The organism is Shewanella kaireitica (assembly GCF_023284045.1).
GTDB lineage: Bacteria > Pseudomonadota > Gammaproteobacteria > Enterobacterales > Shewanellaceae > Shewanella > Shewanella kaireitica.
This window is the reverse complement of sequence record NZ_JAKIKQ010000005.1, coordinates 206394-226243: the sequence shown is the minus strand read 5'-3', so window position 1 is coordinate 226243 and position 19850 is coordinate 206394. Positions and strand designations below refer to the sequence as shown.

Genomic DNA, 19850 nt, shown 5'->3' with positions numbered 1-19850 from the left:
AAGAGGTTCATCCTAATACAGATGGGGTTATCACTAAAAGCATTCCTGGAGGTCGCCTCGCTACGACCCGCCACCTAGGCTCCCATCAGCAGATGGACAATAAAATCTACCAGTTTTATCGTGAATGGCTACCCACCAGCGGTGAAAACCTCCGCGATTTCCCACTGTTCTTTCACTATGTCAACCTGTTCCCAGAGGTTTCTGAAAGTAATTTGATTACCGATATCTACTTCGCATTGAAAGATAATACCAATCAGTATAAGAAGTTGAACTACTCAGATTCGTTAAACCCTAGTTCCGTGACACACTGAGGCCATCGCTTCCTTTCATCAGTCCATTTCCGTCGCTCTGCATGACACTTTTTTCAGGATTTATTCCTCTTGTTTTAGGACGATCCTAACCGCCTAGTCGTTCAATATCTGACCAAGCCTTGCTGAATATTAAATATTTCACCCAAGGTTCATTAAGTCATAATTTAAGGGAAGATAGATGACCAGTCGAATAAAAAGAACAATTAAAAACAACAAGTTTCTGTTAACGCCAATCGCCTCTGCGGTATGTTTAATTCTCAATGGCACGCTAAATCTTGCAGTTGCCGCAGAAACAGAAACAGCTGAAAAGCCAATACTCTCGGTTGAGGAAAACCAACAACAAGATGAAAATATTGAAGTTATTCATGTAAGGGGCATCGTAAGCAGCCTGAAAGAAGCGCAAAACATCAAAAAAATGTCAGACAACATTGTTGATGCGATTGTGGCTGAAGATATCGGCCAGTTTCCAGATCAAAACGTTGCAGAATCTCTGCAACGTATCCCCGGCGTCAGCGTGACCCGAGTCGATGGTGAAGGCCAAAAAGTCACCATTCGAGGGTTATCCGGTAAATACAATGTCACCACATTTAATGGCCGAAAGCTCGCCTCTGACAGCCAAACTAGAGACTTTAACTACGATGTTATTGCTTCTGAGCTTGTTGGGAAAATCGAAGTTCATAAGACTCAACAAGCTAAGCTACAAGAAGGTGCTGTGGGGGGCGTGGTTAACATCTACTCAAGAAAGCCACTCGACGTCGGCCAGTCGTTAGTACTCTCCGTAGAGGGGGAATACAATGAGCGCGCAGAGTCAACCAACCCAAAAACCTCACTAATTATGAGTGATGTTTTTAATGATGGTACCTTTGGCGCTCTCGCCTCATTTGTGCACTCAAAACGCACCAGTCGCTACGACGCTTACTCTTCAAGTAATTGGGATGATTGGCAATACAACGAACTACACCATCGAAGCAATCCTAATAATATAGAAGACATTTTACCAGAAGGCGCCACTATTAATGACACCTTCAGAATGCCTAACTGGCCACGCGTAACCAGTACCGAATCTGAACGAGAACGCTTTGGCGGTACGGTCGCTTTTCAATGGCTCATTGGCGACAACTTGGATATTAACTTAGACGGCCTATACAGCTCTTACGATGTCGACAATCGCTCTAAAGCGATGACAGTAGTGATGCCAAATGTTTATAGCTCCAGTGCTACCTATACCGACTTTAACGTTGGGCCTGATGGCTTCTTAGCAGATGCAGCCTGGAACGATGCCACAGTAGAGTTACTGGAAACAGGGGTGCCACGTAAAAGTGATACCTACCAAGTCGGCCTCAACGCTAACTGGCTGCTTGATGAAGTGACGTTAAATTTTGATGCTTCAATTTCAAAGGCAAAAAATGAAGATGACGGCAATGGTAACCTGGTTGTTGTCAGAGCGGGCGTCGATGGTGCCGCCATTAATTTCAATAATGGTTCTTCGATCCCTGACATTTCACTGTCACAGCCTCTTGATCAAAATGCGAAATATGGCGCCCACCACAGTCGTCGTTATGGCGACAGCATTGAAGATGAGATTCAACGCTTTGTCGTTGATGGTACCTGGGAGCCATCGGAAGGAATTGTAACCGCAGTATATTTTGGTAGCGGCTATACTTCTGAGCAAAAAGATCGTCAAAACTACTATCCAAACTCGCCAAGCATTTTTGCCTTGGACCATATGGATGATGTTAATCCGACATTTGATGCGCCTACTATCGATATTGGCGGCCAAACTATGTGGCAACTGCCTAGCAATGTCATCATTCCAGGTTCAAGCAATAGCTTTGCCGGCGGCGCAAACCTTCCGTCTGCTTGGCCAAGTATTAATGTAGATAATCTCTTTAACTACTTCCAAACACTCGATCCTGTCGCCTATCAAGAGTTACTGCCACAAGCTAACGCCAAAAGAGGTAATACCTATGGCGTTAAAGAGGAAACAGTGCATGCTTATCTCGAAGCTAAGCTAGAAGAGGAGCTATTCGGCTTGCCTTATATGCTAGATTTAGGGGTACGCTATATCAAAACCGATGTAACTGCCTACGGTTACTCGCATAATCCCGCTAATCTAGCGTTTAACAGTGATGGCACCCTTGCCAATGAAGCCTGGAAGGACAAAACGTTAGTTGAATACAGCGGTGACTATTCTGAAGTACTGCCAAGCATGAACTTCAAGATCAACTTACATGATGACGTGGTACTTAGACTTGCTGCGGCAAAAGCGATATCTAGACCTTTCCTTTCGCAGTTAACGCCGAAAACAAATATCAGCCCTGAGCTAGACGGTGGATCTGCAGGTAAAGAGAAGCGCACTATGTATGAGCGTGATCCTGGACTTGCGCCCTATACCTCAAAGCAGTTTGATACTTCATTAGAGTGGTATTACAGCGATGATGGCAACCTAGCTTTTGCTACCTTCTTCAAGAAGTTTGAAAATACGCTTGAAGATAAAGTGACCTCTGAAGTAATCGCAGGGCAAGACTTTTCAGTCACCAGATCTTACAACTCTGATAACGAAGCCCTTATTCGTGGTTACGAGCTGGCATGGTATCAAACTTTTGATGCCTTCTTACCCCATAGCTTGGCAGGTTTCGGCGTTGCAGGTAACTATACCTATAACAACAGCACCTCTGGTAAAAATGACAGTGAAGGCGCTGAAATCCCATTCTTCGGCCTATCTGAGCATCAAGTTAACCTTAACCTGTTCTATGAGATCGAAGACTTTAGCATCAATGCGGCTTATAACTATCGCTCGGACTATACCGTTCGTGACGTTAGCCACTGGACCTACGAAACCTTTGGCAGTGTTACCACAGAACAAGCCACTGCTCCGGCATGGGATAGCCTAAGTATCAGTTTAAAGTATGACATTACTGATAACTTGCAGTTATCCGCTGATGCCTACAACTTGCTTGACCCTGAAGAATACCTCACGGTTAATGCCATGAAAACGGAGCTGTTAACTGCTGGTGCTAGCAGTGCACAATACGGCATAGGCTCGTCGAGCTATGGCAGAAGCTACGCATTAGGCTTACGTTATACTTTCTAAGACTCTGCAAAACCGAAGCATTAACTATAGTGCTTCGGTTTTTCTTTTCCAATATGTGGATATCATCGTGAAAAATACCTCCTTAATTATTATCACTCTAGGCTTGCTGCAAATATCTCTGTCTAGCGAAGCAAGTAACCGCGAAAAACTCTGCCAAACCACTGTCGATTGCAGTATTGGCAACACCTTAGTCACCAGTGAAGATGCTGGCAAAATATACTTAGACGGCGCTTATACCGGGCTAAGCACACCCAATATGCTCAACCTTAGCGAAGGTGAGCATCTCATATCTGTAGGCACCGATGCTAAAAGGCAGTACCTCAGGCGAGAAGTGACCTACAAAAATCAACCGCTAGAAATACATCTAAATCAAGACAATTTAGCAGAACCAAAGATATGGAAAGCACTGTTTGTCGGCGTTCCCACCAGCCAAGGGCAAACAGAGTTAGGTCAATGTAACACCTCCTTCAGTAAGGCTGATTTAGATGATGGCTTTGAGTTTTTTAAACATAACCTGAAGCAGCATATTGAGCCTTTCTCTTATAATACGGTCAAATGGCAGGTAGAGCGTAGAGATCTTAATGCTCCGGCAGTGCTATCGCATAACCCTAAAAATGACTGGTTCACGCTTGAGCCAGAGCAAGGGCTTGCGCAGCTTAGCGATATAAAACCAGGACAATACGACACCATATTCTACTTTTGGCGTGAGCAGCAGCAAGATTGCAGCTTCAAAAGCCCCTACTTCGGTTTAGCTTGGCTCGAGCCTATGTCAGTAGAAACCAATAAAACGGGCTATGTGACAGTTAAATTTAACCCTGAAGAGATTGGCGTTAAGGGCAGAATAGATCAATACCTCAACGACGACCCCGGCGTATGGACTCACGAATGGTTACATGTAGTGATTGAACAGTTTTATCCGCAGCGAGGTGTTAACACGCCCATCGCCCCAAAAGACAAATTGATTTTGCATTCAGCGCAAGCCTACGGCTACCAATACCCTTGGGTAGATTGGTACCATGACTTAATATCGGGCCAAGTTGCTTTAGGTAAAGGCTTTACCGGTATAGGCCCAGAAGCACTACTAAGCTGCTCAATCGCCCAAAGCGCTGTGGGTGATTGTAACGACACCAACTGACTTTATGTCCCTTTAATGAGAAAGCCCTAACATATCTGCTAGAGCTTAATCTGGATGTAGCCCAGAGATAACGGGCTTTATTCAACAGGAACCCTAGGGTTCTATATTTCATATACGAAAAAGGGCTACCATTTCTGGTAGCCCTTCGTCTTCATGTGGCAGAGAGATAACTGACTTTGAATAATAGGAACCCTTAGGGTTCTTTCCCAACACATTAAACTCAAAATGTAGATAGCAAAAAGCCCGATATCTTTCGATATCGGGCTTTTCTTAATGTGGCGGAGAGATAGGGATTTGAACCCTAGATGGGCTACAAACCCATGCCGGTTTTCAAGACCGGTGCATTCGACCACTCTGCCATCTCTCCGAACGCCGTGAATAATAGGGAAACTCAGTTCTAATGTAAAGCCTATATTTACTTAACTGAGCAACATTTAGACCATTAATGGTTTTTTTTTCAATAAAGCGGTCTTATAGCTGCAAAATTCTACTTTTTGCTTCATATGAATCCCTGTTAGTACTGAATCATCATTCTTTATACAGCTAAAAATTCATATTTGCTTACCTTTAGGTTTCACTTAAATACGAACCTTAATAAGATTTCATAGTCTGAAAAAGGAACTAAAGCCCTATTCAGTAAAGGAACTATTGTATGAGAAAATTATTAAAGCTATTTAAACAGAATCGCTCTCTAATCATATTTGTTTCATTAATGCTAGTTTTTAGAAGCGCTGTCGCCGATTGGAATAGTGTACCAACGGGCTCAATGAAACCTACGATTGTTGAAGGTGACCGTTTGTTAGTTAATAAGATGGCTTATGATTTAAGAGTTCCATTTACTCATATCTCTATCGCTCAACTTGCCGATCCGCAGCGGGGCGACATCGTAATCTTTGATTCAAAAGCTAGTGACAAGAAGCTAGTGAAAAGAGTGATAGGATTACCCAGTGACTCTATTTCAATGCGAGACAACGTGTTATCTATTAATGGTGAAACAATCGCTTATAGCGCCACAGGTGTAGCGAGTGCTGATGGCTCTGAAACGCGAACCGAACACCTTTTGGGTATCAATCATCAAGTAAAGGTTGCAGGAATAGCAGGGCAAGGCATGATTACTCGCCAATCAAGCTTTGGTCCAATTACCGTGCCCGAAGACCACTACTTAGTATTGGGCGATAATCGCGATCACAGTAGCGATTCAAGGATGATAGGCTTTGTGCCCCGATCTGAAATTGTTGGCCGCTCAAATAGCGTAGTGTTCTCGGCAAACTATGATAATTACTACCTGCCAAGGCAAGAGCGCTTTTTCCATTCACTTTAACGTCCAGTTATAACTCTATTGATGACTCGGAGATATCCACACCATGATCTCCGAGGTTTATTTGTCACCTTATACCAATTGCATTAAGTATTTGGCCAGTTCAGAACCCCTCAGTCTTTTCAATTCAAAGCGCATCGGTAAAGAAATGGTTATTCCCTTTTAAGCCAATGCAAAGCAGAAGTGGAAAGACTGAGGGGCTCACGTAGTGCGGGTTTCGAATCGCTGAATGGTCAAACTTTTAATGCAATTGATATTAATGATAGCCATACTTTAATCCGCAAGCCGATTGCCATTATACAATCACTCTGAGCTTTGCTACTTTAGGTCGACTTACAAACACATGGACGCCCTATGAGAGCTATAACACTTATCTTCAGTAGCTTACTTTTATTAATCACTTCCGGCTGTGCAATGAATGCAGGCCACGGTACAGACCAAGATAAGCCCGAATACCTCACCTATGTAAAAGCGGGTGATAAGGTACCTGTGACTCAATTTATTGATACTCAGGGAAACACAATTGATCTAAGCGAATCAAGCAATAACAAGTTACTGATATTATTCGCCACTTGGTGTCATGATTCACAGCGCACCATGAAACACCTTACGGCATCAGATCTGTATTTAAGCCCTAACGTAGATATTATCGGTATTGGCAGAGAGGAAGATAAGCAAGCATTGGATAAGTTTGCCGAAGAGTATGAGCTTAATTTTGCTCTTGTGGCAGATACTGATAGAAGCATCTACAACCAGTTTGCTAATACCGGTATACCTAGACTCATCTTGCTAGATGCAGACAATAATGTGGTTAAAACGATTATTGGCGAAACAGAAAATGCGATAAAAGAAGTCGTTTGGTAGAAGATAAAACAAAGAGGCCGTATCGATAATGACGGCCTCACCACTATTAATGTTAGCATTCAAAATCTCGAGTGAGTTACATAGAACTCAGCCCTTCACTACGGCGGCCATCCTGGATATAGGATTGATAAGACGGCAGCACTACGGTCGCCAAAATCCCCATGATAGCGATCACGATTAACAATTCGATTAAAGTGAAAGCCTGCAGCTTTCTCGTTACGGTTACCATCCCTGAAAGACCTTAACTAAGTTGTGGTTACTAAGTTTTTTTAGCAATATAAATCTGAATAAAACCAATTCAAGATAACATAATTAGGCATTTAACCTAACTGAGTGAAGTTGAAAAAAACTAATAAAAGACAGACACTTGCAGTCAGTTAGGGCGAGACAGAATGAAAGTTATTCAGCAATGTAGTTAGCAGGAATTTAAAGCCTAAATTCAGCACGCGATAAAGGCTTTAACTATGATAAATGAGTCGTGTAACTAAGGTGCCTACTGCCATCAGCATACGTTTTAATGTTATGGCAGTATTAGCTGGCAACGTCACTAACAGAAGCTTGGCAGACTTGCAGTGTTGAGGGTGTCAAGCCATGTAGATGATCGATGAGCTTAAAGCAGAGTTCGATATATTGTACCGCTTGCGCCTTATCCACTTCATAGCCAACTGCATGGGCTACTTTATTGCGCAGTTGTCTTAACTCACTAAATAGCTTTCCCTGTTTAGTGCTGATGAGTTGCTCGGAGATCAATATATTCTCGATATGTTTATAGCGGGTATTTTTATCTAAGCTGATATTGCTGCAGTGGGAGTGAATCAATTTTTCAGCGGCTAAATCAACCAATTCCCAAGCTTCAATTATCGCTGAATTTGGCAGTTGACTCGCCGACATGATGAGTACATTTCGTTTATCAATTTTAAGCTCTGGAAATATCCCTTCAGCTTCTTGGGTTACCGCCTTAAGTTCTTGACCAAACTCCAGCTCTAAATCTTTAAACTTTAACTTTTTCGCCATTGGAATAAGTTTGGATAGCGGCCGCTTAAGGCTAACAACCGCAAATATCAGTACCAGTGGCCAAGCCAACTTATCAATTAGCTCAATAGTAAATTGCATCCAGCTCATTCTTATTTCTTCCCTGTTATTTATACTTCATTGCTACTAGCAATTGCCAAAAATTTAATCAACCTTATTGTAGGTTCTAGTGTTCCAGTCAAACTGGTACTCTACCCCTTGCCACTCGTAAACAGTGTGACCATCTTTTTGGATGACTCTGGCATTTTCCGGCAAATGCGTTAAACCTGTCGCATAGCTCACACTGGTGGTGACTCTTTCTGGTGGTGCAATCACTTTAGGTTCAGCGCGGCGATAACTTGGCTGTTGGTATCGATAAGGATAAATATGTCTATTGCCATAATAGCCCCAACGAGAACCATAGTATCCCCAACCGGGACGATAATAACGCCCTCTATACGGATAAGAGTACCAGCCGTTAGACACGCCGACATTCCAGCGCCAAGGATCATTGAAGCCTGAATTCCAACCACTGCCCCAGCCGACCCCAACACTCACGTTACTGGCAACCAAAAGTGATGATGGCGTAGACAGCTGCGCCAATGCAGAGCTTGAAAACAGCAGTATCAGCACCGTTACTAAGCGAAAACCAAAATTCGTCATGATGATACTCCTCACGCCAATATTACATTAGCGAAACATAAAGCATTGACTTATTTTACGCCTAAATAGCGCTAACGCCAATCTCATTTAACAGCGGATATTAGGAGGAATTAGCAGATATATTCGCTGCTGCTTTTCCAGCATACTGTACATTGCTGAACAGGCGTTTAACGGCCACGTTAATAATGCTATAGTGCGCGCCATATCACAGTTTATAGCGATGAGAATTCCCCTATGAGTTTTAAGGATTTGCGCAGTTTTATAGAGCACCTAGAAAGCAATGGTGAGCTTAAGCGTATTAGTCATCCCGTCGACCCTCATTTGGAAATGACAGAGATAGCCGATCGCGTGTTGCGCTCAAAAGGCCCTGCTCTGTTGTTTGAAAACCCTGTTGGCAATGACATGCCGGTACTAGCGAATCTATTTGGTACGCCAAAACGCGTCGCTATGGCCTTAGGAAAAGAAGATCCTCTCGCCCTTCGCGATGTCGGTGAGCTACTTGCGTTCCTAAAAGAGCCTGAACCGCCACGTGGCTTTAAAGATGCGATCTCAAAGATCCCTATGTTTAAGCAGGCGCTCAACATGCCGCCTAAAACAGTGCGTAACCCTCCATGCCAAGAAGTGATAAAAACCGCGGAAGAGGTCGATCTCACTAAACTGCCAATTCAACATTGCTGGCCAGGTGACGTTGCACCATTAGTGACATGGGGACTCACCATCACTAAAGGCCCACGTCAAAAACGCCAAAATTTAGGGATCTACCGTCAGCAGCTATTGGGTAAAGATAAACTGATTATGCGCTGGCTCGACCATCGCGGCGGCGCATTAGACTTTAAAGATTTTAAAGAGAAACACCCTGGTGAACGCTACCCTGTTGTGGTCGCTCTTGGTTCAGACCCTGTCACCATATTAGGTGCAGTAACCCCTGTGCCTGACTCTATGAGCGAGTATGCCTTTGCAGGCCTTTTGCGTGGTGAGCGCACCGAGGTATGCAAGGCCATAAGCTGTGATTTAGAAGTACCAGCCACCAGCGAAATCATCCTTGAAGGTTATATCGATCCGCAAGAAATGGCAGAAGAGGGTCCATACGGTGACCATACAGGTTACTACAATGAAACCGACTCATTCCCTGTATTTACTGTGACCCATATTACCCATCGAAAGGATGCGATATACCACAGCACCTATACTGGCCGTCCACCTGATGAGCCTGCGATGTTAGGTGTAGCGCTTAACGAAGTGTTTGTGCCGATCCTGCGTAAACAGTACCCAGAGATCATCGATTTCTATCTACCACCAGAAGGCTGTTCATACCGTATGGCGGTGATCTCAATTCGCAAGCAGTATCCTGGTCATGCTAAGCGAGTGATGATGGGGGCCTGGTCGTTCTTACGCCAGTTTATGTACACCAAGTTCATTGTTGTCGTCGACGAAGACGTCAACTGCCGAGATTGGAACGATGTCATCTGGGCCATTACCACCAGAATGGATCCAAAGCGTGACACCGTAATGATAGAAAATACACCTATCGACTATCTCGATTTTGCATCCCCCGTTGCTGGGCTAGGCTCAAAAATGGGCATGGATGCGACTAATAAGTGGGAAGGTGAAACCGATCGCGAATGGGGAACCCCTATTGTTATGGATGAAGCCGTCAAACAAAAAGTCGATGAGATCTGGAGCGATCTAGGAATAGATGACGCACCAACCCTATAACGTACTATTGCTTAAGCAATGTGCAAAAATATGTTGAATAAGCTTCCAAAGAGAAGCTCATCAAGGAATCAAGATGAACACCATTAGCTGTACAATTGAAAAAGTCGCACCGTTTAATGATGCGGTATTTCAGGTTATTTTAAAGCCTAGCGTTGCCTTTGATTTTAAGGCTGGACAATACCTTTGCGTCGTCATGGGTGAAAAAGACAAACGCCCATTCTCAATTGCTTCTGCACCAAACAGCCAAGTGATTGAGCTGCATATAGGTGCCGCAGTTAGCGAAAGCTATCCTATGCAAGTGGTTGAGCGCCTCAAAGATTGCTTAGCCAATAACGGTACTATCGATATTGAAGTTCCTGGTGGCGATGCCCACCTCCGCCATGACAGCGTTCGTCCGCGCCTTTTAATTGCTGGCGGTACGGGCTTCTCGTACATTAAAAGTATTGTTGAGCATCAAATTGCACTTGGCCAGACCGTTGAAACGACTCTTTACTGGGGTTGCCGTACTACTGATGCGATGTACTATCAAGCTATAGCACGTGAATGGCATGACGCCCACCCTTGGCTACACTTTGTGCCAGTTGTCGAAGAGGCGCCTGCTGACTGGAACGGCAAACAAGCAAACTTGCTTGAACAGATTAAAGCTGATTTTGTGAGCCTAAATGGTTATGACATTTATATTGCAGGCCGTTTCGATATGGTTGGCGCAGCAAGAGAAGTGTTCCGCAGTATTGGCGTTGAAGAAGATCACCTCTACGGCGATGCATTTGCCTTTATAAAGTAATACCAATTGCATTAAAAGTTTGACCATTCAGCGGGAATTCAAAACGCTGTAGGCAAGTAGTGGAATTTGAGCTAATAGTTATTCTATATCCAAATCCCGTAGCGAAGCATACAGCGTTTTGCCAATTTGTTTAACCTCATCCGCACTACGTGAGCCCCTCAGTCTTTCCACTTCTGCTTTGCATTGGCTTAAAAGGGAACAACCATTTCTTTACCAATGCGCTTTGAATTGAAAAGACTGAGGGGCTCTGAACTGGCCAAATACTTAATGCAATTGGTATAAGCGCTTGCTGCTATATAAAAAGGGCGCTGATATAGATTATCAGCGCCCTTTTTATTTCTGTTTTGTTTAAATGGCTAAATTCTTACTTGATCATACTTATACCAAGCCACGATACTGCCTAGAACAGGTGTAATCCAAACTGCACTTTTCTCATCAGTATAAACCCGATAAAAATACAGCTCTTCATCGGTAATATCATGCTTTCTGATCGCTCTATAAAAATGCATTGCCGATGGGCTAACAGTCTCAGGTTTAATGAACTCTTTCTGGCTTAGCTTAACTTGGAACACATCCACTGCCATGCCGCTTATTTTCTGCTGGTACTGCTTAAAGGTGCCGCGAACTTTATACTTGATCGGCGTCGTTAAACAGTCTTCATCGGTAATACAGGTTGCCGAATAAAATTGGCCACTATCTTCCCCTTCATAGATCAAAGATAGACTCAGATCTGCGCGGACTAAGAGTTCACCAGCCACAGGAAAATACACATCAGCATGGTAATGATGCTCAGTGATGTCGCCATCACTGCTATCATGAGGAATAATGATTTTGTTGTAACGAATACGCTTCTCAAGTCGTTCTGAAAGCTCAGCAAACTGATTGATGTTTAGCCCTGCGGGGTTAAGATCTATCGCAGCAATATTCATTAAGCCAAGTCCGGAACATTGACCTTTTACAACATCTGGGCAAACTGCCATAGAGTAGTTACGACCATCAGTCGCGGCAAAACCTTCAAAGCCTTTGAAATTATCTAAATGATTACTTTCTGGAGCTAAGTGTTTTTGCCACATCGATTTATGCAGATGCTCGACCTTGTTTTGATAAAATAGCGGTACAATCTCTTTGGTACCACCTATGTTCAATGCTATTTTTTTATCAGCATTCCACAAGCTACTATTCTTAACGCTACGATGATAGTCACTGTTATACCAGCAAAAAAGGATCAGTAGTAACACCAACACAATACCGGCAATTTTAACCATCATTGAAACATCAATGAGTGCTGTTTTTATCGATTCAGCATCATTCACCGCTAACATCTTGATGTGAGATCGTTCTGAGATATGCAGCTCGTAGCCACGGCGAGCAACCGTTTTTAACTGTACTTCTGGATAAGCTTCTAGCTTTTTACGTAAAGTGCTAATGCACTGAGTCAAAGATGTAGCCGCAACAACGCGATCAGGCCAGCCTATCGCGAGCAGCTCCTCCTTTCCACACACACCATCAGCAATGAGTAACTGATGCAAAACCGCAGATTCTGAAAACGTCAAACCGATAGTCGTGTTATTAACACGATCCATCAATTGTTTAGCCTGCTCATCAAGCTCCAGATAAGGAGTAACTTTTAGCAAGATTAACCTCTTAGAATGTCGTCAATTGAGTAGGTCAATTAAACCTGCACATTACAATGGATTATCAATGATAGGAACAATTTTTACTGTGATTGTAACCTCAATTAGCTCGCAACAATTAATAGCTGTATGTCGTTGTTCACAAATTGAAAAATAATTAATACCACGCAAAATTAGCACCCACTAATTTTGCACTATCATGCCATAGTCAAAGTTAGAAAAGGAAACGATTTATAATGGTTTAGCACTAAATGATTTTTGTGAAATGAACAGCAGTATACCAATCCAACAAAACATTATCAGATACATGGCTGTTGCACTCAAATCGATATCAGCGATCATCGATAACGCTGCACCAGTGCTATGATGATCAAGTGTTACCAAGTTAATTGCTCGATAGAGATCAGTTGGGTTAAATGCGATAAGAATATTGAGCAACTGTTTGTCCATAAACCCCACATCAGATACCAATACAGTCAGCAATAATAGATCATAGATAAGTACCAATAAAAACCATACAAACAGCAAACCAGCGACGGCTTTTGCCTTTTCCGTTGCTCGCAGGCTGACGATATAACCGATTAAAATAAACGTCAGTGCCAGTAGATTACTACTCAAAATAAACTTAGCAAATGCCTCCACCACTTGACTGGCTGAATACTCGCTACCCGCAACTAATAACAACCCCGCTGTAAGCCCAAAAGCACAGCTAGTGGTAATAAACATTACCAAGCAGTGGCCTAAAAGTTTGCCCATTAATATCTGGCTGCGACTGACCGGATATGACAGCAGTAACAGTAAAGTCCCTGCCTCCTGTTCACCAACAAAACTATCGTAACTAAGTAAAATTGCCGCCAAAGGAATAATAAATACGGCAGTTGTCGAAAGACTCGACATTAAATTAGCCAAGGGAGGCAATGCCAACTCACCGGTGACCGCGCTTCCTGCAAAGGTAACTGACAGAGATAGCATCATGAACATGCCTCCCATAAACAGTATCCAACGATTCCGTAAACTGTCACGTAGCTCTTTACTGGCGATAACCCAAACTGGCGATGTTAACTGCATACTATTCATAGTGGACTCTGACTCACCGTTGGACGAAGGAGTTGCTGTAGCGATTGTCGCCAGCCTTTCTGTGTTGTAGCCACTTTACTTTGTTCAATTCTATCCGGTTGCTGCAACATACAATGATGGTAAATAGACTCTAAACTCGGCTCGATAACGCTAAAATCACTGCACTGTTTCTGCTGTACCAAGTATTCCACTACAGCGCTGCGCTCAGCACTATCAACCAGTAGTTTTTGCCCTTGGCTAAACGAGGCCAAATAACTGTCACGCTGCACCGTACCTGCAAAATCAGCGAGCTTTATTTGGCTTTTCAAGCCACTCGTTTGACGTAACTCATTAAGGGTGCCACAGCCCACCCGGCGACCTTGAGCCAGTAGTAAAGCACTATCAAGATGCTTCTCTACTATCGACAGTTCATGAGTGCAGACAATCACGGCGCAGCCCTGCTGCTTGAGAGAATCTATTTTCTGATAAAGAAACTGCGACGCTTGTGGGTCAAGCCCTACCGTTGGCTCATCAAGTAACAGAATATCGGGATGCGATAAAATTGCCTGGGCAACGCCCAAGCGTTGCTTCATCCCTTTTGAGTAGGTTTTTAATGGTTTGTGCTGCGCATAACCGAGCTCAAACTCTTCAATTAATTGCATTACTCGTGTGACATTAATGCCTTTTAGCGCGGCAAAATAGCGCAATACTTCAAGGCCGGTCAACTTGTCATAAAAACTGACATCTTCAGGTAAATACCCCAAATTGATATTCGACTGACCGTGTTCCTTGAAAATGGTTAACTTGCCGGAAGTAGGCTTTACCAGCCCCAGAATCAGCTTGATTAGACTCGATTTCCCTGCACCATTGTGGCCAAGTAACGCAAGGGTTTGCCCCTGAAAAATATCAATATTGATATCTTGCAATGCTTCGAAGTCACCAAAGCGTAAACCGACATGTTCAACCCTTACAACGGGTTTTCCGCAAAGGGGATTGAGGTTAGTGTTCATAAACGAGCTCGCTGGCAGAAGTTGTCAACTCGACTGCTTGATTAATCTGAGTGGGTTGCATCAAAGGGAAATCATCTTTTATACCCGTAGCGGTAAATATCGTCATTTGCGATTCGACCCAACGTAATAATGACACTACGGGGCTATTCATCAAAAACTTGGCTTCTGGGTAGCGCCAGAATAATTTGTCCATCGAGTCATTGGGTTGATAGCTCTGCTCACCGATCCCATCTTGAGTATGATCCCAGCCCATATAACTGCTCCAATAGTTACCACGCCCCTGTTGGCTCCACTGCAGCAGTTCATCGCCAACATACTTTACTTGGGTAAGGTTATTGATAAAGTTATTCTCATAAATACGATTCTTCTCTCCACCCATAGCCATCGCAATACCGATATCACTCAAGGCAAACTCATTACCACGAATTTCATTATCTAACGCGCCATAAATAAACATTGCTCTGCCTTGATTACCTAACGCTTCCTGACCTTGAGGATTATGCACATTACGCAGTACATTGAACTCAATACGCGCACCGTTGGTGATATTAAGTAGCACCCCATACTCAGTGGCATTTTCTGCTCGGTTATGATGTAAATACACAAATTTTGAGCTCATGACCGCATAACCGCCGCTGACGTTTTCACTATGATTGCCATAAGCTTCATCATGTTCGCTATACATGTAATGAATACCGTATTGCTGATGATAAAAATGGTTATTTGTCACTAAGCTGCCTTTGCTCGATTCGATATAAACGCCATCTCTAACATGTTCAATACGGTTAAAATCAACCATTGCTTGCTGCACTCGATTCAAATGAATACCATCCCCCCGATCAAGCACATGTAGCTGGGGATTACCGTGAATTTGGTTGTAACCTATCGAGAGTTGCTGGCTATGATCTGCGCGGATCCCAAAACCGTCGCCTTGCAGATTATTGTGCATTATCTTGATATTGCTGCTGTGATCCATGACTAAAATACCCGCATCACGCTCATACAGGTCGTCGCCCCAGCTCTCAATTCTAAGACCTTCAATAATGACATCATTAGCACTAACTTTTATTGCACTGCCCAGCCCCTTAGCATCAATAACAGCACCATTTTGGCCTTTAATTATTAGCGCTTTGCTTATTTCAAAATTTCCCTGATAACGGCCAGCATTTAAAATAATGGTGTCGCCACTACCAGCTTGAGTTAATTGATGCTGTAGGTCCTGGCTATTATTAACTGTCCATATCGCAGCCATCGAGTTACTGCTTAGCATTGCATTTGCAATCAACAGAATAGAAACTGGGATAACAGCCAATTTAGTCATAGCACCTAACCTAATTCTGCTCACTCACCCGCGAGCAACTTGGTATCTATTTGATCATAACTGAGCACAATGCCGCCTAACTCTTCGGCAAATTTTAGCGCTGCCTCCTTAGTACCAAAGCTGGCCACTGCAGGCCCCATAACCGCTTTCATGCTGCTGCCGTAGACATACCATGCTGTTTTAGCATCAATAAAAGCACTATCTTGTGGATCAGCCCAGTCAGTTTTTGCCATGTCATGCACAAACAATTCAGTTACCTGACGCTTGTTTTCACTTTGCAATACAAAATTGAACATATCGCGAGTCGAGCAAAACTTTGGAGTTACCAGCTGACCTTTCAAATGAACCTGTCCTTTAGGGCCAGGGTATTTCTTAATCATCATGCCGCACATATGACAACGGTCATGGTCATGAATAACAGGTGCTTCTAAAACCACGTTATCCTCGGCACCTTGACTACAAGCAAATAACAAAGGCAGTAGTAGCAAGCACAAGAATTTTTTCATCAATAACCTCAATTTCTCTTTTACAATATCTAGCTAACTTTCGGTACAACACCCAATTGCAACCCTGCAGGGGCGGCGCAATTGGGGTTGACCTACTCGCATCAGTCAAACGAACTTTGAACATTAAATGGCAAAGTTTTGTCCCGCGTACAAGATGAACAAACGCAAACACATCATGCCAGTCACAGCACAAACACCCGAAGCGTAAAACGCCTTAGCTGAATGGCTAAACGACTTACTGGTCGCAAAATTCAGTAGCAGAGGACCGGCAAAACCAACTCCAATCACACCAAACCAGAACACATTAGCCCACTCGCCAGTATGGAACGCGGCGAACGCACTTTGTGCACCCGCATTGCCCGTCATCAGCGAGGTAACAATCATGAAAATGAACATGGCTTCAGCAAACATAATTGGCCATTCAGCACCATGTAACAGCTTCATATCTTGGCTATGCAGATCTTCTTTAAAGAATGAAACCGCTAACATTTTTGCCGATGCTGCACCGGCAGAGATCCCTGACGCAATAAATAGCGCCGGTAATACCGAGGTATTGATAATCGGGAAACGGATAAGCGCTGAGATAAGGAAACCTGTATAAGCACACACAGATAACGCCAAAATCAGCACTAACACTTCCATTGGCTTACGCACTGTTTTTAGCTTTTCAATGATTGGCATTAACGCTTTTAGCGCTGGAATAGCACGTAGCTCATCTTCCAATGCTAATAGTGCAATAATTGCTGTTAGCGGAATATAAGCCGTCAACGCAATCACACCAATAGACATGACAGAGTTGAGGTTGTAGTAGACTAGAATTCGCCAGAAAAACAGCGGATTAGTTAGGTCTAATACCAAACACAACATGCCTAAGCTGATGGTAACAAACGAGATTATCGCCGCAGCTTTATAAAAGGCTGTATTCTCAGTCTGTTTTTTGTAAAAACGGATAAATATCGCAGTGGCTAGCGCACCACCGGAAATCCCCGCAAAAAACAGATAAACCGCAATCGGCCAAGGCCAAGCAATGCCTTGAGACAAGCCCATGGTAAAATCAATAGTTCCATCCATTGCTACACCCCTAACTTAACAATTGGTATGTATCGCAAGCTAGGTTCGGTACCAAACCCAGGCTTGATCCGCACTGAATCCTTCACTCTTAATAACTTGCTGACATAAGAGGTAGGATCATTGGCATCACCAAAGATCAATGCGTCATAACGACACTGCTGTACACAAGCCGGAAGCTCACCCTTCGACAACTTAGTGTTTAAACAGAAATCACAGTTATCAGCGACATCAGTCTCTTTGTTGATGAAACGTGCATCATAGGGACATGCGCCAATACAGTACTTACAACCAGCACATTTAGATGCATCCATCGTGACAATACCCGTCTTCTCATCACGATGAGCAGCGCCCGTTGGGCAGACAGTGACACAAGGAGCGTTCTTACATTGCTGGCACGAAACACGTACATATTTGCGTTCACAGTCGCAGTTCTTCTTACCGCAGTGAGGACAAGTTTCACCTGCTACGCCACCTGATTGCTGCTCCATAATCATCCGTGATTTACCATCAGGAAGATTATTGGTAACGTTACAAGCGTCCTTACACTCGCCACAACCGGTGCACTTATTTTGATCAAACACCATTACATAATGGGGTTTATTTGCATCTGACTCCTCTTCGATAGAACTGCACCCTAAGGGCGCTATTATCAAAGAGCTGGCTCCTAAGCATTTAAGGAACCTCCGTCTCTCTATATTTTCACTCACAGCATCCTCCATCTATCAGCTATCTTGCTGACCTATTTTTTATTGGTGTGACTTTACTCAGATGCAGTCACTGAACGATTAGCTATTTTTTGCTCGGTTTTTAAAATTGCATTATTAATTGAAGCTCGATTAAAGCGTTGACTTTGACTGCGTAGCAGTAACTGCCAGTGAGTAATTGCAGTTTCATACTCTTGATTAAGGTATGCATCGGTAGCAATAAGTAACTGAGATTGAAACTCAAATTCGTCCAGTGCTAACGCTCTAGCCAGCACTAATTTGGTTTCGATACTCATCTCACGGTTGTCGCGGTAGTACATAGCAGTAGCTTTCATCCCTAACGTGTTAGCGTCATCACCAGTAATGGCAAGTAGGTCATTTAGGGTCGACACAGATTGGGCATATAAGCCGCCCTCTGCGTACGATTGAGCTAAAGTTAATAATGCAATTTCATTGTTAGGTTGCTCATTTACTTTTCGTGCGTTCTTATTGATATCTGCGGCGATCAGATAATCAATGTTCTCGTCAATGACTCCTTTATCCCATTCACTAAATCGCCCTATCTGGCTGTAAACCATCAAGGGAATAATTAACATCACTAAAGAGATTGCTGCTGGTACCGCTCCGTTAAAAGCTCGTCCCTTAGCAGTTGACGCAGCCTCCTGGCTCGCTAGCGCAGTACGTTTGAGATGATGAGCTTGAAGGTGATGGCCCCAAACACACGCAATAACGCTAACCAGACAAAAACCAATACCAACAGCAAGACTACTCATAGTGACTCTCTAATTTGTTTTAACTTATTGGATGCGTGGCGACTAATGTCCGCTACCCGACCCCATCATGCCACCCATGCCCATGCCGCTAAGACCCATGCCGTGCGCGTTCTCTCCTGGCGCTTCAACTTTAACCAGCTCAACTTCGAACACTAAGGTCGAGCTCGGAGGAATAATGCCTACCTGCTTTGTGCTATAGGCAAGCTCTGATGGGATGGTGAATTTATAGGTCGCTCCTTCATTCATCAGCGGGATCCCTTCCTGCCAGCCCTCAATAACACTCATGAGTGCAAAGCGGTTTGGTTCGTCACGCGCATAAGAGTTGTCAAACTCAGTACCGTCTATCAGGTAACCTTTGTAGTGCACAGTAACCACGTCTTCAGGGTTAGGTTTACGCCCCTCTCCTTCTGCAACGACTTGATACTGCAAACCAGAATCGGTAACGATGACACCGTCTTGTTTCTTGTGATTGGCGAGGTAACTACTGCCTGCGGTCATGTTTTCTAATGCGATGCGCTCATTAGCCGCTTCTTTAGCAGCATTTAATTGCTCTGCGCGTTGATTCAGATAAGTTAAAATCTCTTCATCTGAATATTGTGATTTGTTTTTAAGGGCATCAACCACCCCTTCAATCACTCGCTCAACATCCACTTCGGCACCCAGCTCTGTTTGAGAGTAGATCTGACTAGAAAGATACTTGCCTAAAGAGGCGCCAATACTGTATGACTCTTTTTGAACCTCAGTATTGAGTGGTGTATTTGCCATGCTGCTTGCAGAAATAAACAGTGAAAGACCTGCTACAACAGCTAGTGAAGTTTTAGTAATTTTTGTCATTTTTATCATCTCATTTAGGAAAATTAATATTCACGAAATTGATTG

Annotated in this window: 18 protein-coding genes, 1 tRNA gene and 1 pseudogene; 7 read left to right on the top strand and 13 right to left on the bottom strand. The window is 43.5% G+C overall.

What is annotated here, in order from left to right; translation table 11 throughout:
• Nucleotides 1-8: 8 nt before the first annotated feature.
• The 3 genes and pseudogenes from L2730_RS09605 to L2730_RS09595 all read left to right on the top strand — a co-directional run.
• Nucleotides 9-311, top strand: a pseudogene (locus tag L2730_RS09605) (AraC family transcriptional regulator); the annotation flags it as partial.
• Nucleotides 312-489: 178 nt separating this feature from the next.
• Nucleotides 490-3405, top strand: coding sequence for a TonB-dependent receptor (locus L2730_RS09600; protein ID WP_248974384.1), 2916 nt, complete (start codon nt 490-492; stop codon nt 3403-3405).
• Nucleotides 3406-3472: 67 nt separating this feature from the next.
• Entirely contained in the window at nt 3473-4540 is a 1068-nt protein-coding gene (locus tag L2730_RS09595; RefSeq protein ID WP_248974383.1) for a hypothetical protein, read from the top strand.
• 276 nt (nt 4541-4816) lie between these two features.
• Here the strand turns inward: L2730_RS09595 and L2730_RS09590 are convergent.
• Nucleotides 4817-4907 (bottom strand) — tRNA-Ser (locus L2730_RS09590).
• 285 nt (nt 4908-5192) lie between these two features.
• On the opposite strand from L2730_RS09590, the gene lepB reads away from it, so the two are divergent.
• On the top strand, nt 5193-5861 hold the full coding sequence (lepB, locus tag L2730_RS09585; protein ID WP_248974382.1) for a signal peptidase I: 669 nt from the start codon (nt 5193-5195) through the stop codon (nt 5859-5861).
• Between the two features lie 351 nt (nt 5862-6212).
• Nucleotides 6213-6722 (top strand): TlpA family protein disulfide reductase, encoded by a 510-nt coding sequence (locus tag L2730_RS09580; protein ID WP_248974381.1) that lies wholly within the window; start codon nt 6213-6215, stop codon nt 6720-6722.
• 76 nt (nt 6723-6798) lie between these two features.
• Here the strand turns inward: L2730_RS09580 and L2730_RS09575 are convergent, their stop codons facing one another.
• The 3 genes from L2730_RS09575 to L2730_RS09565 form a co-directional block, all read right to left on the bottom strand.
• Nucleotides 6799-6951, bottom strand: coding sequence for a type IV pilin protein (locus L2730_RS09575; RefSeq protein WP_346347816.1), 153 nt, complete (start codon nt 6949-6951; stop codon nt 6799-6801).
• Between the two features lie 302 nt (nt 6952-7253).
• The gene (locus L2730_RS09570) at nt 7254-7844 is read right to left on the bottom strand and encodes a hypothetical protein (RefSeq protein ID WP_248974380.1); all 591 of its coding nucleotides are present in this window, start codon (nt 7842-7844) and stop codon (nt 7254-7256) included.
• 54 nt (nt 7845-7898) lie between these two features.
• A complete protein-coding gene (locus L2730_RS09565) occupies nt 7899-8396 on the bottom strand; it encodes a hypothetical protein (protein ID WP_248974379.1) in 498 nt (165 codons plus the stop codon).
• Between the two features lie 234 nt (nt 8397-8630).
• Between L2730_RS09565 and ubiD the strand changes: the two genes are divergently transcribed.
• Nucleotides 8631-10112, top strand: a complete 1482-nt coding sequence (gene ubiD, locus L2730_RS09560) for a 4-hydroxy-3-polyprenylbenzoate decarboxylase (RefSeq protein WP_248974378.1) — start codon at nt 8631-8633, stop codon at nt 10110-10112.
• Between the two features lie 73 nt (nt 10113-10185).
• On the top strand, nt 10186-10896 hold the full coding sequence (gene fre / locus L2730_RS09555) for an NAD(P)H-flavin reductase (RefSeq protein WP_248974377.1): 711 nt from the start codon (nt 10186-10188) through the stop codon (nt 10894-10896).
• 356 nt (nt 10897-11252) lie between these two features.
• On the opposite strand, the gene L2730_RS09550 is transcribed toward fre, so the two are convergent.
• The 9 genes from L2730_RS09550 to L2730_RS09510 all read right to left on the bottom strand — a co-directional run bounded on the left by L2730_RS09550 (nt 11253) and on the right by L2730_RS09510 (nt 19805).
• Entirely contained in the window at nt 11253-12530 is a 1278-nt protein-coding gene (locus L2730_RS09550) for a winged helix-turn-helix domain-containing protein (RefSeq protein WP_248974376.1), read from the bottom strand.
• 231 nt (nt 12531-12761) lie between these two features.
• Complete coding sequence (locus tag L2730_RS09545; RefSeq protein WP_248974375.1) at nt 12762-13607, bottom strand: ABC transporter permease; 846 nt, start codon at nt 13605-13607, stop codon at nt 12762-12764.
• A complete protein-coding gene (locus L2730_RS09540; protein ID WP_248974374.1) occupies nt 13604-14596 on the bottom strand; it encodes an ABC transporter ATP-binding protein in 993 nt (330 codons plus the stop codon). The genes L2730_RS09545 and L2730_RS09540 overlap by 4 nt, the downstream gene beginning before the upstream one ends.
• Entirely contained in the window at nt 14586-15917 is a 1332-nt protein-coding gene (gene nosD, locus L2730_RS09535) for a nitrous oxide reductase family maturation protein NosD (RefSeq protein WP_248974373.1), read from the bottom strand. Before nosD ends, L2730_RS09540 begins: the two co-directional genes overlap by 11 nt.
• Nucleotides 15918-15937: 20 nt before the next feature.
• Nucleotides 15938-16423: a nitrous oxide reductase accessory protein NosL gene (locus L2730_RS09530; protein ID WP_248974372.1), complete on the bottom strand. Its 486-nt coding sequence runs from the start codon at nt 16421-16423 to the stop codon at nt 15938-15940.
• A 123-nt stretch (nt 16424-16546) separates the two neighbouring features.
• Nucleotides 16547-17494: an NrfD/PsrC family molybdoenzyme membrane anchor subunit gene (gene nrfD, locus L2730_RS09525; RefSeq protein ID WP_248974371.1), complete on the bottom strand. Its 948-nt coding sequence runs from the start codon at nt 17492-17494 to the stop codon at nt 16547-16549.
• 2 nt (nt 17495-17496) lie between these two features.
• Nucleotides 17497-18201 (bottom strand): 4Fe-4S dicluster domain-containing protein, encoded by a 705-nt coding sequence (locus L2730_RS09520; protein WP_044556150.1) that lies wholly within the window; start codon nt 18199-18201, stop codon nt 17497-17499.
• Between the two features lie 53 nt (nt 18202-18254).
• Nucleotides 18255-18971, bottom strand: coding sequence for a nitrite reductase (locus tag L2730_RS09515; RefSeq protein ID WP_248974370.1), 717 nt, complete (start codon nt 18969-18971; stop codon nt 18255-18257).
• Between the two features lie 42 nt (nt 18972-19013).
• Nucleotides 19014-19805, bottom strand: coding sequence for an FKBP-type peptidyl-prolyl cis-trans isomerase (locus L2730_RS09510; RefSeq protein ID WP_248974369.1), 792 nt, complete (start codon nt 19803-19805; stop codon nt 19014-19016).
• Between the last annotated feature and the right edge of the window lie 45 nt (nt 19806-19850).

What these genes read in the sequence shown, in the direction of transcription:
- L2730_RS09600 (WP_248974384.1), top strand. Translation starts at nt 490, where the DNA reads ATGACCAGTCGAATAAAAAGAACAATTAAAAACAACAAGTTTCTGTTA.
- lepB (WP_248974382.1), top strand. Translation starts at nt 5,193, where the DNA reads ATGAGAAAATTATTAAAGCTATTTAAACAGAATCGCTCTCTAATCATA.
- L2730_RS09580 (WP_248974381.1), top strand. Translation starts at nt 6,213, where the DNA reads ATGAGAGCTATAACACTTATCTTCAGTAGCTTACTTTTATTAATCACT.
- L2730_RS09575 (WP_346347816.1), bottom strand. Translation starts at nt 6,951, where the DNA reads ATGGTAACCGTAACGAGAAAGCTGCAGGCTTTCACTTTAATCGAATTG.
- L2730_RS09570 (WP_248974380.1), bottom strand. Translation starts at nt 7,844, where the DNA reads ATGAGCTGGATGCAATTTACTATTGAGCTAATTGATAAGTTGGCTTGG.
- L2730_RS09565 (WP_248974379.1), bottom strand. Translation starts at nt 8,396, where the DNA reads ATGACGAATTTTGGTTTTCGCTTAGTAACGGTGCTGATACTGCTGTTT.
- ubiD (WP_248974378.1), top strand. Translation starts at nt 8,631, where the DNA reads ATGAGTTTTAAGGATTTGCGCAGTTTTATAGAGCACCTAGAAAGCAAT.
- fre (WP_248974377.1), top strand. Translation starts at nt 10,186, where the DNA reads ATGAACACCATTAGCTGTACAATTGAAAAAGTCGCACCGTTTAATGAT.
- L2730_RS09545 (WP_248974375.1), bottom strand. Translation starts at nt 13,607, where the DNA reads ATGAATAGTATGCAGTTAACATCGCCAGTTTGGGTTATCGCCAGTAAA.
- L2730_RS09540 (WP_248974374.1), bottom strand. Translation starts at nt 14,596, where the DNA reads ATGAACACTAACCTCAATCCCCTTTGCGGAAAACCCGTTGTAAGGGTT.
- nosD (WP_248974373.1), bottom strand. Translation starts at nt 15,917, where the DNA reads ATGACTAAATTGGCTGTTATCCCAGTTTCTATTCTGTTGATTGCAAAT.
- L2730_RS09530 (WP_248974372.1), bottom strand. Translation starts at nt 16,423, where the DNA reads ATGAAAAAATTCTTGTGCTTGCTACTACTGCCTTTGTTATTTGCTTGT.
- nrfD (WP_248974371.1), bottom strand. Translation starts at nt 17,494, where the DNA reads ATGGATGGAACTATTGATTTTACCATGGGCTTGTCTCAAGGCATTGCT.
- L2730_RS09515 (WP_248974370.1), bottom strand. Translation starts at nt 18,971, where the DNA reads ATGAGTAGTCTTGCTGTTGGTATTGGTTTTTGTCTGGTTAGCGTTATT.
- L2730_RS09510 (WP_248974369.1), bottom strand. Translation starts at nt 19,805, where the DNA reads ATGACAAAAATTACTAAAACTTCACTAGCTGTTGTAGCAGGTCTTTCA.